Genomic DNA, 13,642 nt, shown 5'->3' on the forward strand with positions numbered 1-13,642 from the left:
TGCGGTATCGGCATGTCTTCACTTTCGGTTCAGAGTAATCGGCGGCCCGCTCGCCGTCCTTCGATTTCGCCGTCTGTAGCTTTGTCGGTACCACGAGCCCCGGCGTTAGCCGGTTCGACCCTGGACGGCGTACGGAGATTCAGCGGAGGCGTTCGGCGTCCCGCGCCAGGTGAACGAGGGTGTCGCACAGTTCCGCGATCTCGTTCGCGTGCGCACCCTCGGCGGCCGCGGTCGCCACGTCCTCGGCGGCGCAGCGGACCGCGAACATCCGATCCATCGCCGCCGCGGCCTCCGCGGCGGTCAGCACGGTCGAGTCCACCGCGATGGACGTCCCCTTCACCGCGGCCCGCTGCTCGTAGGCGCGCTGCCTGCACGACTGGCGGCAGTACCGCCGGCGCCGGCCGACGCCGGCGTCCGGAACCTCCCGACCGCACCACAGACACGATTCGGGTCGACGGGAGGGGGTGGCCACGCCGGTCACCCTACTGGGTGCCGACGGCGCCGGGCGGGCACCGAGACGGTGACGGTGCGCACGGCTGCTGGTGATCATGAGGTGGTCCTGCCGGTGAGGGTGTCCTGCTTGCTCGCTGTCGACATTGCCGGATCGGGCAGTGCCCGGACAGGCACCCAAGGTGGGGAATTCGCTCACCCCCGGGCGACCGCGCCACACCCCGCACCGGTACGGGGCGTGCTCGCCGAGTCGGTAGAATGGAGCGGTTGATTCTGCGCTGCGCGCGGGAACCATTCGGGAGTACGTGTCGTTGTACCTGAGTGAACGCCTGGTCCACGGATTCGGGCGTGCTCGCGTGACGACCGAGGAGAGGACACCACCATGGCAGATCGCGTACTTCGAGGGAGCCGCCTCGGAGCCGTGAGCTACGAGACGGACCGTGATCACGATCTCGCGCCGCGCCGCATCGCCCGCTACCGCTGCGACAACGGGGAGGAGTTCGACGTCCCGTTCGCCGACGACGCCGAGATCCCCGGCACCTGGTTGTGCAAGAACGGACTCGAGGGCACCCTCCTCGAAGGCGCCGCCCCGGAGGCCAAGAAGGTCAAGCCGCCGCGCACCCACTGGGACATGCTGCTCGAGCGGCGCTCGATCGAGGAGCTCGAGGAGCTGCTCAAGGAGCGTCTGGACCTGCTGAAGACGAAGCGTCGCGGAGCGTAGCGGAGCCGGCGCCCGAGACACTCCGTCGCGGAGCGTAGCGGAGCCGGCGCCCGAGACACTCCGTCGCGGAGCGTAGCCGGCACTCGCACGAACGGGAAACGCCCCGGAGGATTCGTCCTCCGGGGCGTTTCGCGTGTGTCCTACTTCTTGCCGACGAGCGCGCGCAGCTTGTTCCACCGGTTCTTCATGCCCCAGCCGAGGACCTTGGTGAACGCCTCGGTGATGATGTTTCCGGACATTTTCGATTCGCCGAATTCGCGCTCGGTGAAGGTGATGGGCACCTCGACCATCGTGAAGCCGGCCTGCAGCGCCCGCCAGCCCATGTCGATCTGGAAGCAGTAGCCGGCCGATTCGATGGCGCCGAGGTCGAGGGTCTCGAGCACGACGCGCCGGTAGGCGCGGTAGCCGCCGGTGATGTCCTTGATCTTCACTCCGAGCGCGAGCTGGGAGTAGATGTTGCCGCCGCGGGAGAGGATCTCCCGGCGTCGCGGCCAGTTGACGACGCTGCCGCCGGGAACGTAGCGGGAGCCAGCGACGACATCGGCGCCGGCGTCGATCTTGTCGAGCAGACGGTGCAGCTGCTCGGGGGCGTGGCTGCCGTCGGCGTCCATTTCGACGACAACCTGGTAGTCGCGTTCGAGCGCCCACTGGAATCCGGCGATGTATGCGGCGCCGAGCCCGTTCTTCTCCGTGCGGTGCAGGACGTGGATGCGACCGTCGGGATCGTCGGCGGCGAGCTTGTCGACGATCTCGCCGGTGCCGTCCGGGCTGCCGTCGTCGGCGACGAGGACGTGGGTGGCGGGCAGTGCCGCGTGCAGGCGGCCGATGATCAAGCCGATGTTCTCCCGCTCGTTGTACGTCGGAATGATCACCAGCGTGTGGGCGCTCGGCTTGTCCCCGGTCGGCGTACCCGCGCTCATTCGATCCTCTCCCCCAGCCGAGGCTGGTTCTTTCCGTCAGCATCCGCACCGTCAGTTGAGGGCGCGGTCGGCCGCCGTCGGCGCAGCGGTGCGGTGTGCAGCGCTGCGGCGAGCAGGGCCAGTGCGGCTCCGATGCACAGAGCGAACTCCGGAATCGGGCCCAGTCGAGTTGCCAGCGTAGTGGAGGCGCGCAGCGGCACCTGCGCCACCAGTGTCGTGGGGGCGAAAAGTGACGAAGATTCCGCCACGGCTCCGTCGGGGGCGACGATCGCGCTGACCCCGGACGTCGCGGCGACCACCACCGCGCGACCGTGTTCGACGGCACGCACCCGCGACATCGCGAGCTGCTGGTACGTCATCTCGGTGTCGCCGAAGGTGGCGTTGTTGGTGGGCACGGCGATCAGCTGGGCACCGGCCCGGACGGCCTGGTTCAGGGCACGGTCGAACGCGACCTCGTAGCAGGTGGCGACGCCGACGGGCACACCCGCCGCGTGGACGACGCCGTCGCCGGTCCCGGGGACGAAGTTGCCGGCGCGGTCGGCGTACTGGGAGAAGTGCCGGAAGAAGTCGCGGTACGGCAGGTATTCGCCGAACGGCTGGATGATCTTCTTGTCGTGCTGCTCGCCGGGCCCGGTGGCGGGGTCCCAGGCGATGACGGTGTTGGTGGTGGTGCCGTCGCGGCGGACGAGGACGGTGCCGACGAGGATCGGGGCGCCGACGGCGCGGGCGGCGGTGCTGATCGCGGTGGCCGCGTCCGGATTGCGGTAGGGGTCGATGTCGGACGCGTTCTCCGGCCAGATCACGAGGTCCGGTCGGGGCGTGCGGCCGGCGTCGATGTCGTCGGCGAGCGCGAGGGTCTGGCGGACGTGATTGTCGAGCACGGCGCGGCGCTGGGAGTTGAAGTCGAGGCCGAGGCGGGGAACACCGCCCTGGATCGCGGCGACGGTGACGGTGCCCGTCTCGGCGGCGTCCATGCCCGGCAGGGTGGGCCAGGTCGCGGCGGCAAGCAGGGGGCCGACGAGGGTGAGCGCGGCGGCGGGGATCCAGCGCCGCGGTGCCCGGTCGTTGCGGGCGGCGGTGACGAGCGCCGCGAGTCCGGTGCCGGTCAGGGCGACCGCGAAGCTGAGCAGCGGCGCGCCGCCGAGGTTGGCGATCGGCAGCAGCAGCCCGTCGGACTGGCCGAACGCCAGCCGGCCCCACGGGAATCCGCCGAACGGCACCGACGAGCGGAGCCATTCGGCCAGCGACCAGGTGCACGCGATCCACAGCGGTGCCAGCGGCAGCCGCGCCACCGCGACCGCGAAAAGCCCGAACAGTCCGATGAAGAGCGCCTCGACCGCCGACAGCGCCAGCCACGGCACCGGTCCGACGTACTCGCCGATCCACGGCAGCAGGGGCAGCAGGAATCCGAGTCCGGCGAGGTAGCCGTAGCCGAACCCGGCGCGCAACCGGCGGGGCGCGGTGCCCCATCCGGTGAGCACGAGGACCAGCAGCCCGACACCGATCGGGGCGAGGAACCACAGCGGCCGGGGCGGGAAGCTCGCGAACAGCAGCAGACCCGCCCCGACCGCGGCGGCGGCGTCCCGGGCGACGAGCAGGCCGCGCCTGCTGCCGCCGGCCGTGACAACACTCATCGGGTCAGCGCTCGTAGATGGTGGCGCCGCGGTGCACGGTGCGCAGGCACACCGGGTTCGGTGCGTCATCGTCGAGGCGCGGCATCGCGGGCACCCGCGAGCGCGGGTCGGTGGACCAGCGCTGCACGGTGTCCTGGGCGGCGGTGACGACGAGGTCGCCGGCGTCCCACACCGCGTACGAGGCGGGCGCGCCGGGGACGAGGGTGCCTGCGAGGCCGTCGCGGACGCCGCCGGCACGCCAGGCGCCGCGGGTGGCGGCCGCGTACGCGGCGCGCGGGGACAGTCCACTGCCTGCGGTCCGGTGGTGGGCCGCGGCCCGCAGGCTGTCCCACGGGCTGAGCGGGGTGACCGGGGCGTCCGACCCGATCGCGAGGGAGACCCCGGCCGACGCCATCGACGCGAACGGGTTCATCGCGGCGGCGCGGTCGGCGCCGAGCGCGCGGGCGTACATGCCGTCGGTGCCGCCCCACTGGGCGTCGAAGCCGGGCTGGACGCTCGCGACGACACCCCAGGCGGCGAGCTTCGCGGACCGTTCGGCGTCGATCATCTCGACGTGTTCGAGGCGGTGCCCGCACGCGGCGACCGCCGGCCCGCCGAGTTCGGCGACGACCCGCTCGATGCCGGCGACCGCGGCCGCGACGGCCGCGTCGCCGATCACGTGGAATCCGGCCTGGACACCGGCGAGGGTGCAGGCGCGCACGTGGGCGGCGATCGCGACCGCGTCGAGAAGGGCGGTGCCGGTGTGGGGGCGGTCGGCGTACGGCTCGGACAGCCAGGCGGTGCGCGAGCCGATCGCGCCGTCGACGAACAGGTCGCCGCCGAGGGCGTGGGCGCCGGTGTCGGCGAGCAGCGCCGTCGCCTCTTCGGCGGAGGTGACGGGCTGTCCCCAGTACCCGCGCACCTGCACACCGTGCTCGGTGGCGAGGAGTTCGGTGAAGTCGGCGCGGCCGGCGATGTCGGGGCCGGAGCACTCGTGAACGGCGACGATCCCGTGCGAGGCGGCCCGGTCGAGGGCGGCGCCGCGGGCACGCGCCCGCTGACCGGCGGTGAGCAGGTCACGGGCGGCGGCGCGGGCACGGTGGTGGCCCTCGGCGGTCACCGGGTCCTGGCCGGGGATGCCCGCCGCGGCACGCAGGGGCGTCGAGCAGGCCGCGGAGTGCGCGTCGATGCGCGCCAGGTAGACGGCGCGGCCGGGGGCGGCCTCGTCGAGCTCGGCGGTGGTCGGGCCGCGGTCGGCGTCGGGCCAGCCGGTGTCGTCCCAGCCCTGCCCCCAGATGACGGCGTCGTCGTGGGTCGCCGCGTAGGCACGGACCAGGTCGAGGCATTCGCGCAGCGAGCCGGCGCCGGCGACATCGAGTCCGGTCAGGGCCAGGCCGAGTGCGGTGGTGTGCACGTGGGTGTCGACGAATCCGGGGCCGACGAAGGCGCCGTCCAGGTCGATCACCTCGGCGTCGGAGTGCAGGGCGCGACCGGGCCGCTCCTCCCCCACCCACACGACGGTGCCGTCGGTGATCGCCATCGAAGTCGCATCCGGTGCGGCCGGGCTGTAGATCCGGCCGCCGACCAACAGTTGGGTACTCACGGGGCTTCAGTCTGCCCGCCCCGGCCGCCGGTACTGCGCACCGGGATCGGGAACGATGACCTCCCCCTCGATCGCGAGCGGCTCGCCGGGCCGCGGGGTGGCCGGCACCGGCTCCTCGACCAGGACGTCGTCGACGACGACCCCGTCGACGACGGTGGTCCGGCGGGTGCGCGCGTAGACCCCGGCGCCTGCGGTGCCGGTCGCGGCGACCACGGCCAGCCTGCGGCCGCCGAGCAGGACGGCCAGCGGTCGCAGCACTCGCCGGGTCAGCGGCGTCAGCACAAGCAGGCCCAGGAAGCTCGTCACCAGACCGGGAACGATCAGCAGCCCGGTGCCTGCGGCGACGAGGGCACCGTCGGCGACCGCACCGCCCACCGACTCGGTGCCCTGCCCGGCCCGGCGGAACTGGTCGAACACCCGCCGGAACTGCGAACGGACCAGCCACAGCCCGACGGCCCAGGTCGCGAGGAACAGCAGGATCGTCCAGCCGACGCCGATGGCGCCGCCGATCCAGACCACCGCCGCGACCTCGACGACGAGGTACAGCACGAACAGCGCGGGGATCATGGCGGTCCTTTCGCTCGGAAGGTCTTGCCCGTTCAACGTCCGGGACGCCCGATTTTCTCCCGGCGACGTCAGAAGGTGAACCCCGCGAACGGCGCCCGCGGCCAGCCGAAGAGGTCGTCGGCGACAGGGAGGGCGCCGGGGTCCAGCGCCCGGACCCGGCCCGCGTCGGCCAGCTGGTGCCAGCGCACCCCGCCGAGCAGCACCGACCCGAGGGCCGCCGCGTCGACGACCAGGTCCGCGTCGTCGACGGTCGGATGCGCGCCGTCCGCGGTGATCCGGTAGCGGCCGCTGTTTCCGGAGAGCAGGTCGTCGACGACCTCGATCGTGACGGCGCCGGTGCCGCGGTAGCGGCGCCCGGCCAGCGCGCGCGGTGCGTCCAGGACCCGCAGCCACGTCTCGTCCCGCATCGACAGCAGGCGGGCGGCGCGGTGGTCGGTGAGCAGCCACGGCAGGGCGGTGTCGGTGGGCAGCGCGGTGAACACGAAACGGTCGACGAGGTCGAGCGTGAGCAGGAAGCCGATCAGCGCCGCGGTGGTCTCCGGGGCGTCCGACACCAGGTCCTCGACCACGACGGTGCGCTGCTCCGCGGTGAACCAGGCGCCGGTGTCGGCGGGCCGGTAGCGGACATACCCGGTTTCCGAGCCGGGTTCCCCGCACACCGCGAGGTATCCGGGGTGCGCGGCGTTGCCGGTGGCGCGGCGGCGGGCGAACGCCCACCACTGCGGCGACCGGTCGATGCCGCCGGGACGATCGCCGAGCGCGGCGGCGCAGACACGAGCACACAGGCCGAGGTCGGGTTCGACGAGGCGGACCGCCCGCGACGGCTCGACCCGCAGGTGCGCGCGGCGCGTCGGCACCTCCCAACTCGTCGCGGTCGACGCCACGCCGTAGCCGAACCGCTCGTAGATCGTCGCCTCCGACGCGCGCAACGTGGCGACCACGTCGCCGCGCTCGCGGGCGTCCACGAGCTGGGCGGTGACCAGCGCGCGCAGGAGGCCGCGTCGGGTGTGCGTGGGCAGCACCCCGATGTGGGTGACCGCCGCGTGCGGGACGCGGGTACCGCCCGGCAGGACGAGCTCGCCGCCGGTGGAGTCGGCGGTGCCGACCAGGACGCCGTCGACGAACGCGCCGAGCGTGCGGCCCGGTTCGAGGAGTTCGGCGACCTCCCCCGGTTCGAGGGGCCCGAGATGCGGGAGCCCGACCATCGCGGTGCGGAAGATGTCGTTGGCGCGCAGCAGGTCGGCCTCGTCGCGCAGGATCCGAACGTCGGTCATGGGCCACATGCTGTCACGGCACCGACCGGGCCTCGACCGGCGCGAGTCGCGGCGACGCCGGTGTCGGGTCAGTGCTGTTTCTCGGTGGTCGCGGTCGCGGGCCCGACGCGGTCCGGCGCGCCCGGGTCCGGTTCCGACGGGTCGATGCGCAGCGCCGTGAGCTGGTCCCGGAGCGCGGCCTCGGCGGTGCGCGCCTGACCGGCGTCGATGCGGGCGCGTTCGAGTTCGTCGCGCAGGGCGTCGATGCGTTCGCGTGCCGCGGCCGCGGCGGCACGCTCCTGTTCGACCGCGTTCTCGAGCCGCGCGACGGTGGCCGCCGCGGTCGCCGCGGCGCCCTCGGCCGCGGACCGCAGGTCCGCGATGCGCTGCTCGGACACGGCGGTCACCTGCGCCAGGTGCCCGGCCGCGATCTCGCCCTGTTCGACGGCCCGCTGCTGCGCGGCCTCGGTCGCCTGCTCGGCGGCCGCGGCCCGCTGCTGCGCGGCCTCGGTCGCCTGCTCGGCGGCCGCGGCCCGCTGCCGCGCGGCGTCCGCCTGCCCCTGCGATTCGCGCAGCTGCGCGCGCAGCGACTCTAGTTCCGCCGCGGCGGCGGACAGCCGGGCGTCGCGGTCCGCCTCGACCGCGGTGACCCGGTCGGCCGCCTCCCGCGTCCGCGCCTCGTGCACCCGGTCGATGTCCTCGATCTGGGCCCGGTGGTCGGCGGTGAGGCGCTCGACGTCGAGGCGGTGGGCCTCCTGGGCCGCGGTCAGTTCGGCATCGACGGCCGCCACCGCGGCGTCCGCGTTGGCGCGGTCGTCCACCGCGGCGTCGTGCTTGGCGCGCAGCTCCGCCAGTTCGGTCTCGTACGTCGCCTTCAGCTGGGCGAGTTCGACGTTCGCCCGGTGCAGCGCGCCGTCGAGGGCGGCGGGGTCGGCGAGCCGGTCCACCGCCGCCGTGATCTGGCGGGCCGCCACCGAGAACTGCTCGAGCGAGGTCCCGGCGACGGTCCGCAGGTCGTTCAGGGTCCGTTCGAGCGTCCCGACCACCTCGGTCGGGCCGGCGGTCTCGAGCGCCTCGACGGCGCCGCGCTGTTCCTTCTCCTTCTGCCGGGCACGGAACGCGCGGACCCGGTCCGCGTCGCTGGCGTACATGCGGGGCCGGCCGGCGCGGGGCCGGGGCGCCTCGCCGTCGGTGTCGGACGGGGCTCCGTTGTTCGGTGCGGCGTTCATTCGCGTAACCCTCCAGATCACCGGGTTCAGTAACGTTTCGTTCATAGTAACGTTACGTGAGTTGTAATGAAACGAGAGTTTCTGATCGTCATAACTCCCACTTATCGTGAGCTTGAACTTCCGCGGAATCCGCGGCCGGAACGCCGCCCGGCGGCCTGCCGCGAGCGAGCCGGCCGGACTGGGTTCGGCGTGTCCGCCCGGCGACCCGGTCCCGATGCGCCGGGCGGGTTGTACTGAGTGGGGCGGGCCGGGCGCCCCGCGAAACACGCCACGCGCCCGGGTGTCGAGAACGCGCCGCCGGCTCCGTCCCAGAGACAGGAGCGGCCACGACGGGCCGCGCGACGAAGGAGAACCACGATGAAGTACCTGCTGCTCAAGCACTACCGAGGTGGCCCGACCCCCGCGGTCGACTTCGAGCCGATGGACCGGTGGACGCCGGAGGAGGTCGACGCCCACATGCAGTACATGAGCGACTTCGCGGCCCGCCTCGAGCAGACCGGCGAGTTCGTCGACGCCCAGGCACTCGCTCCCGAGGGCACGTTCGTCCGGTACGACGGCGAGGGTCGTCCGCCGGTGACCGACGGTCCGTTCGCGGAGACCAAGGACCTCATCGCGGGCTGGATGGTCATCGACGTGGAGTCGTGGGAGCGCGCGGTCGAGTTGGCCGGGGAGCTGTCTGCCGCACCCGGGGCCGGCGGCGAACCGATCCACGAGTGGCTCGAGGTGCGGCCGTTTCTCGGCGCCTCGCCCACGGTGACCGAGTGAACGAATCGCTGCTGCGGGAGCTCGTGCCCGCGGTGATCGGTGTCCTCGTCCGGCGCGGAGCAGACTTCGCGTCGGCCGAGGACGCCGTGCAGGAGGCCTTGGTCCGCGCGCTCGACACCTGGCCGGACGATCCACCGCGCGATCCGAAGGCCTGGCTCGTCGCGGTCGCGTGGCGCAGGTTCCTCGACGCCGCCCGGGCCGAGGCGTCGCGGCGTGGCCGGGAACTCGCCGTGGACGCCGAGCCTCCGGCCGGTCCGGTGCCCGCCAGCGACGACACGCTGCGGCTCTACTTCCTGTGCGCGCACCCGACCCTGCCGCCGGCCTCGGCCGTCGCGCTGACGCTGCGCGCGGTCGGCGGCCTGACCACACGGCAGATCGCGACGGCCCACCTGGTCCCCGAGGCGACGATGGCGCAGCGGATCAGCCGGGCCAAGCGGCGGATCGCGGGACTGCCGCTCGACCGGCCCGGCGATCTCGGGACGGTGCTGCGCGTGCTCTACCTGGTCTTCAACGAGGGCTACAGCGGGGAGCTCGACCTGGCGGCCGAGGCGATCCGCCTCACCCGCCAGCTCGCCGCGCTGACCGACGAGCCCGAGGTCGACGGGCTGCTCGCGCTGATGCTGCTGCACCATGCGCGCCGCGCGTCCCGCACCGGGCCGGGCGGCCGCCTGGTCCCGCTCGGTGAGCAGGACCGAGCGCGCTGGGACACCGACCTGATCGCCGAGGGGGTGGCGATCCTGCAGGCGGCGCTGGTCCGCGACCGGCTGGGCGAGTACCAGGCGCAGGCCGCGATCGCCGCCCTGCACGCGGACGCCCGAAGCGCCGCCGAGACGGACTGGGTGCAGATCGTGGAGTGGTACGACGAACTGCTGCGCCTCACCGGCAGCCCGGTGGTCCGACTCAACCGCGCGGTGGCGGTCGGTGAGGCCGACGGACCGCGGGCCGGCCTGGCGGCGCTGGCCGAGGTGAACCCCGACCTGCCCCGGTATCCCGCGGTCGCGGCCCACCTGTACGAGCGCGCCGGCGACCTCGACCGGGCCGCCGCGCTGTATGCCGAGGCCGCGCACGCGGCGACCAGCGTGCCCGAACGCGACCACCTCACCCGCGAGGCCGCCCGCGTACGGCACCTGCTGCGCCCCTGAGCGGCATCCGCACCGGCCGAGGAGTGGCGGAGAGCCGCGGCCCTGCCTGCGGGGCACGCCCGCGGGCTCAGGCGAGGGCCGTGGCCAGCAGTGCGAAGGCGGCGACGATGACGGCGACGCGGGCGTAGTGGAAGCGGTCCCAGCGGCCCATCTGTTCCTTCCAGTCGTGGGGCAGGGTCTCGGGCGTCCACGTCTTGCTCCGGTTGTTGATCGGAACGAGCAGAGCGATCGACATGATCACGCTCGAGATCAGCAGTGCGGCGGCAACGACGACGAGGCCGGTGCCGCGGTCACCCCATCCGGCGACGGCCCACACCGCGGTCAGGACGAGCGAGGCGATGTACCAGAACGGCATCACGGCGCCGAGCATCCGGCCCCCGTGGCTGCGGCCGCGCACGGCGCAGTCGTCGGGGAGTCCGTTGAGGATCGGGTTGAGGACGAAGGCGACGGCGAACTCCACCCCCACCATCAGACCGACGACCACGGTGGTGACGACCTCGAGTGCGTTGAGCATGACCAACCTCCTGGAATCCGACGGTGCGAGGAATCTAGTGTTGCTAGCCGATGAGGCAACGCTAGTTCTTCTGCCGCTCGATTGTCTAGCGCTGCTAGGATCGGGCCATGTCGGTACAGGAACGCAAGCAGCGCGAACGCGCGGACCGCGAGCGACTGATCGTGGCGACGGCCCGCGAACTCGCCGAGCAGCAGGGCTGGGACGCGGTCACCACCCGCCGGCTCGCCGAGCGCATCGAGTACAGCCAGCCCGTCCTCTACAGCCACTTCCGCGGCAAACGCGAGATCATCGGCGCCGTCGCCCTCGAGGGTGCCGCCGAGATGGCCGTGGCGCTGCGGGCGGCGACCTCCGCCGCGGACGGCCCTCGCGCCCGGGTGACCGCCCTCGCCCGCACCTACCTCGACTTCGCCGAGCACAACCCGGCTGTCTACGACGCCATGTTCCGGCTCGACGGTGGCCTCGCGTTCGCGAAGGAGGACACCCCGGAGCCGCTGAAGGACGCCTTCGCCGCCCTGCTGGAATGCCTCGGCGAGGTCGCCGGGAACGGGGTCGACCCGGGACTGTTCACCGAGGTGTTCTGGGCGGCCCTGCACGGGCTGGCATCCCTGAGCCGGGCGGGACGGCTGCCCCCGGGGGACGCCGAGCGGAGAGTGGACCTGCTGGTGGACCGGCTCGCCATGATCTGACACACCGTCCGGGCGGTGTCGGGGGGTCGGCGTATCGTCGCGCGTACAGAAGTAGGTGTGGCCCGAGCACGAACCGGAGTGCCGTCGCAGTGACGAAACCGCCCAAGGTGATCGAGCCGGCCGAGATCGTGCCGGTCACAGGTGCGTCCGCGCCCGCAGCCCCCGCCGTGATTCCCGCGGACGTCGAGGCGGCGATGCAGCGACTGCGCATCGCGTCGATGTCCCCGAACACCCGGGCCGCGCAGCTGAGCGACTGGGCGACCTTCACCCGGTGGTGCGACCGCGTCGAACAGGTCCCGTTGCCGGCCTCCCCCGAACTCGTCTCCTGGTTCCTGACGGAGAAGTCGGCCGAGCTGCGGCCGGACGGCCGACCCGCCTTCGCCTCGTCCACACTCACCCGGTGGGTCTCGACGATCAACAAGGTGCACTCGCTGGCGGGCCACCCGAAACCCGGTCAGGCGTCGGCGGTGCGGGAGATCCTGCGCGGCATCGCACGCACCCGCGCCACCCCGCCGGCCCGCCGGGAGCCGCTGCTGACCGACGACGTGCGGATCATCGTCGACGCGATGCGCGACCGTTCGGCCACCGGCACCTGGCCGGAGCGAGTCGCCGAGCGGCGCGACTCGGCGTTGCTGCTGTTCGGGCTCACCGGGGCGATGCGGCGCTCCGAGTTGGCGGGTCTGCTCGTCTCCGACGTCCGACCGCACCGCGCCGACGGGCTGTACGTGACGATCCGGCAGTCGAAGACCGACCAGGCCGCCGCCGGACGCACGGTCACCCTCCCCTACGGCTCGTCCCCGGCGACGTGTCCGGTGTGCGCGTACTGGCGATGGCGCGAGGTCGTCGACACCTGGGACGAGGCCGGTCGGGCGGGGGCGGCGGCGCTGCTGTCCGGGCCCGACGACGGGCACGTCGAGCACCGTTGCCGAGGTGTGGCGGGGTCCCCGGACACGGCGGCGCGGCCGTTGTTTCGCAGTGTGCACCGCACCGGAGGTCTGGGGGCGACGGCGCTGTCGGGGCAGGCGGTCGCGTCGATGATCCAACGGCGGGCCGTGCAGGCCGGGTACGCGGAGGAGTTCGTGACCATGCTCGGCGGCCACAGCCTGCGTGCCGGCTTCGTCACCCAGGCGGTCCGCAACGCCGCGAGCGCCGAGCAGATCATGACGCAGACCGGGCACACCGACCAGCGCATGATCGCGCTCTACTCCCGCCAGCACGCGGGCCTGCACGGCAACGCGGTCACGTCGTTGGGGTTGTGACGCCCAGCCGGTGAGACGCACCGCTCTGTGATTGGGTCGGTCGGTGGCGTGGACGGACTGGGGCGTGCTGATGACCGCGGCGTTGGCGGCAGGCTGGGTGGACGCCGTCGTCGGCGGCGGCGGGCTGATCCTGCTGCCCGCGATCCTGCTGACGATGCCGCAGCTCACTCCCCAGCAGGCGCTGGCGACCAACAAGTTGACGGCGGTCAACGGTACCGCGGCCGCGGTGGTGACCTTCGCCCGGAAGGTGCGTCTCGAATGGCGGCTGATGGTCCCGGCCGCGGTGCTCGCCGCGGTGTTCGCCGCGCTCGGGGCGGCGACCGTGTCACTGATCGACCGGGACCTCTTCATCCCGATCATCATGGGGCTTCTGGTCGCGGTCGCGGTGTTCGTGACGCTGCGACCGACCGTCGGCACGACCCTCGCGCACCATCGGCCGTCCCGGGCGCGGGTGATCACCACCGTCCTCGTCGCCGGGGGCGCGCTCGGCTACTACGACGGACTCTTCGGCCCGGGTACCGGCACGTTCCTGATCATCACGTTCGCCGTGTCGCTCGGCACCGAGTTCGTGCGCAGTGCCGCGATGGCGAAGGTGATCAACCTCGGCTCCAACGTCGGTGCGCTGACGTACTTCGCGGTCACGGGCAGTGTCTGGTGGTCGCTGGGATTGACGATGGCGGCGTGCAACGTGATCGGTGCGGTGATCGGCGCGCGGATGGCCCTGGCGAAGGGCGCCGGGTTCATCCGGATCGTGCTGCTGGTGGTCGTGGTGGTGATGGTGATCCGGCTCGGCTGGCAGCAGCTGTGACCGGAGCCCGCGCAGCGAACCGTTCCGCCGCGGTTCGGCTAGGTGTATGAGGCCATGACGTTGGTGACGCCGGTGTGGAGTCGGGTCGCTGGCGGCCGGTTCCCGGCGGCAG

The 13,642-nt window shown here is 72.9% G+C and carries 14 protein-coding genes; 6 read left to right on the forward strand and 8 right to left on the reverse strand.

Going from position 1 to position 13,642, the window contains the following annotated elements; translation table 11 throughout:
* Positions 1-139 precede the first annotated feature (139 nt).
* Positions 140-472, reverse strand: a complete 333-nt coding sequence (locus ABD951_RS24570) for a hypothetical protein (protein ID WP_345351670.1) — start codon at positions 470-472, stop codon at positions 140-142.
* A gap of 360 nt (positions 473-832) precedes the next feature.
* Here ABD951_RS24570 and ABD951_RS24575 point away from each other — a divergent pair, with 360 nt between their 5' ends.
* Positions 833-1,171, forward strand: a complete 339-nt coding sequence (locus ABD951_RS24575; RefSeq protein ID WP_345351673.1) for an RNA polymerase-binding protein RbpA — start codon at positions 833-835, stop codon at positions 1,169-1,171.
* A gap of 140 nt (positions 1,172-1,311) precedes the next feature.
* Here the strand turns inward: ABD951_RS24575 and ABD951_RS24580 are convergent, their stop codons facing one another.
* From ABD951_RS24580 to ABD951_RS24605, 6 genes are all read right to left on the reverse strand, one after another.
* Positions 1,312-2,091: a polyprenol monophosphomannose synthase gene (locus ABD951_RS24580; RefSeq protein ID WP_345351676.1), complete on the reverse strand. Its 780-nt coding sequence runs from the start codon at positions 2,089-2,091 to the stop codon at positions 1,312-1,314.
* Positions 2,088-3,725, reverse strand: coding sequence for an apolipoprotein N-acyltransferase (gene lnt / locus ABD951_RS24585; protein ID WP_345351679.1), 1,638 nt, complete (start codon positions 3,723-3,725; stop codon positions 2,088-2,090). Before lnt ends, ABD951_RS24580 begins: the two co-directional genes overlap by 4 nt.
* Positions 3,726-3,729: 4 nt before the next feature.
* On the reverse strand, positions 3,730-5,307 hold the full coding sequence (locus ABD951_RS24590; protein WP_345351682.1) for an amidohydrolase: 1,578 nt from the start codon (positions 5,305-5,307) through the stop codon (positions 3,730-3,732).
* A gap of 6 nt (positions 5,308-5,313) precedes the next feature.
* Positions 5,314-5,874 carry an FxsA family protein gene (locus tag ABD951_RS24595; RefSeq protein ID WP_345351685.1) on the reverse strand — a complete coding sequence of 187 codons (561 nt, stop codon included), beginning with the start codon at positions 5,872-5,874 and terminating at the stop codon, positions 5,314-5,316.
* A 68-nt stretch (positions 5,875-5,942) separates the two neighbouring features.
* Positions 5,943-7,148, reverse strand: coding sequence for a GNAT family N-acetyltransferase (locus ABD951_RS24600; RefSeq protein ID WP_345351688.1), 1,206 nt, complete (start codon positions 7,146-7,148; stop codon positions 5,943-5,945).
* Between the two features lie 68 nt (positions 7,149-7,216).
* Positions 7,217-8,356, reverse strand: coding sequence for a coiled-coil domain-containing protein (locus ABD951_RS24605; protein WP_345351691.1), 1,140 nt, complete (start codon positions 8,354-8,356; stop codon positions 7,217-7,219).
* 357 nt (positions 8,357-8,713) lie between these two features.
* Here ABD951_RS24605 and ABD951_RS24610 point away from each other — a divergent pair, with 357 nt between their 5' ends.
* Both ABD951_RS24610 and ABD951_RS24615 read left to right on the forward strand, forming a co-directional pair.
* A complete protein-coding gene (locus tag ABD951_RS24610; protein ID WP_345351694.1) occupies positions 8,714-9,121 on the forward strand; it encodes a YciI family protein in 408 nt (135 codons plus the stop codon).
* Positions 9,118-10,263, forward strand: a complete 1,146-nt coding sequence (locus ABD951_RS24615; RefSeq protein ID WP_345351697.1) for an RNA polymerase sigma factor — start codon at positions 9,118-9,120, stop codon at positions 10,261-10,263. The genes ABD951_RS24610 and ABD951_RS24615 overlap by 4 nt, the downstream gene beginning before the upstream one ends.
* Before the next feature lie 67 nt (positions 10,264-10,330).
* Here ABD951_RS24615 and ABD951_RS24620 read toward each other — a convergent pair whose 3' ends face one another.
* Complete coding sequence (locus tag ABD951_RS24620) at positions 10,331-10,777, reverse strand: anthrone oxygenase family protein (protein WP_345351700.1); 447 nt, start codon at positions 10,775-10,777, stop codon at positions 10,331-10,333.
* Between the two features lie 107 nt (positions 10,778-10,884).
* Between ABD951_RS24620 and ABD951_RS24625 the strand changes: the two genes are divergently transcribed.
* The 3 genes from ABD951_RS24625 (at position 10,885) to ABD951_RS24635 (ending at position 13,530) form a co-directional block, all read left to right on the forward strand.
* A complete protein-coding gene (locus ABD951_RS24625; protein WP_345351703.1) occupies positions 10,885-11,463 on the forward strand; it encodes a TetR/AcrR family transcriptional regulator in 579 nt (192 codons plus the stop codon).
* An 89-nt stretch (positions 11,464-11,552) separates the two neighbouring features.
* A complete protein-coding gene (locus ABD951_RS24630; protein ID WP_345351706.1) occupies positions 11,553-12,722 on the forward strand; it encodes a site-specific integrase in 1,170 nt (389 codons plus the stop codon).
* Positions 12,723-12,792: 70 nt separating this feature from the next.
* Entirely contained in the window at positions 12,793-13,530 is a 738-nt protein-coding gene (locus tag ABD951_RS24635) for a TSUP family transporter (RefSeq protein ID WP_425569952.1), read from the forward strand.
* Positions 13,531-13,642 lie beyond the last annotated feature (112 nt).

Source organism: Rhodococcus olei, from assembly GCF_039540555.1.
In the GTDB taxonomy this organism is placed as follows: Bacteria; Actinomycetota; Actinomycetes; order Mycobacteriales; family Mycobacteriaceae; genus Rhodococcus_G; species Rhodococcus_G olei.

Bases quoted from the DNA above. Each gene is read 5' to 3' on its own strand.
- ABD951_RS24575 (WP_345351673.1), top strand. From the start codon at position 833: ATGGCAGATCGCGTACTTCGAGGGAGCCGCCTCGGAGCCGTGAGCTAC.
- ABD951_RS24580 (WP_345351676.1), bottom strand. From the start codon at position 2,091: ATGAGCGCGGGTACGCCGACCGGGGACAAGCCGAGCGCCCACACGCTG.
- lnt (WP_345351679.1), bottom strand. From the start codon at position 3,725: ATGAGTGTTGTCACGGCCGGCGGCAGCAGGCGCGGCCTGCTCGTCGCC.
- ABD951_RS24595 (WP_345351685.1), bottom strand. From the start codon at position 5,874: ATGATCCCCGCGCTGTTCGTGCTGTACCTCGTCGTCGAGGTCGCGGCG.
- ABD951_RS24600 (WP_345351688.1), bottom strand. From the start codon at position 7,148: ATGACCGACGTTCGGATCCTGCGCGACGAGGCCGACCTGCTGCGCGCC.
- ABD951_RS24605 (WP_345351691.1), bottom strand. From the start codon at position 8,356: ATGAACGCCGCACCGAACAACGGAGCCCCGTCCGACACCGACGGCGAG.
- ABD951_RS24610 (WP_345351694.1), top strand. From the start codon at position 8,714: ATGAAGTACCTGCTGCTCAAGCACTACCGAGGTGGCCCGACCCCCGCG.
- ABD951_RS24620 (WP_345351700.1), bottom strand. From the start codon at position 10,777: ATGCTCAACGCACTCGAGGTCGTCACCACCGTGGTCGTCGGTCTGATG.
- ABD951_RS24625 (WP_345351703.1), top strand. From the start codon at position 10,885: ATGTCGGTACAGGAACGCAAGCAGCGCGAACGCGCGGACCGCGAGCGA.
- ABD951_RS24635 (WP_425569952.1), top strand. From the start codon at position 12,793: ATGACCGCGGCGTTGGCGGCAGGCTGGGTGGACGCCGTCGTCGGCGGC.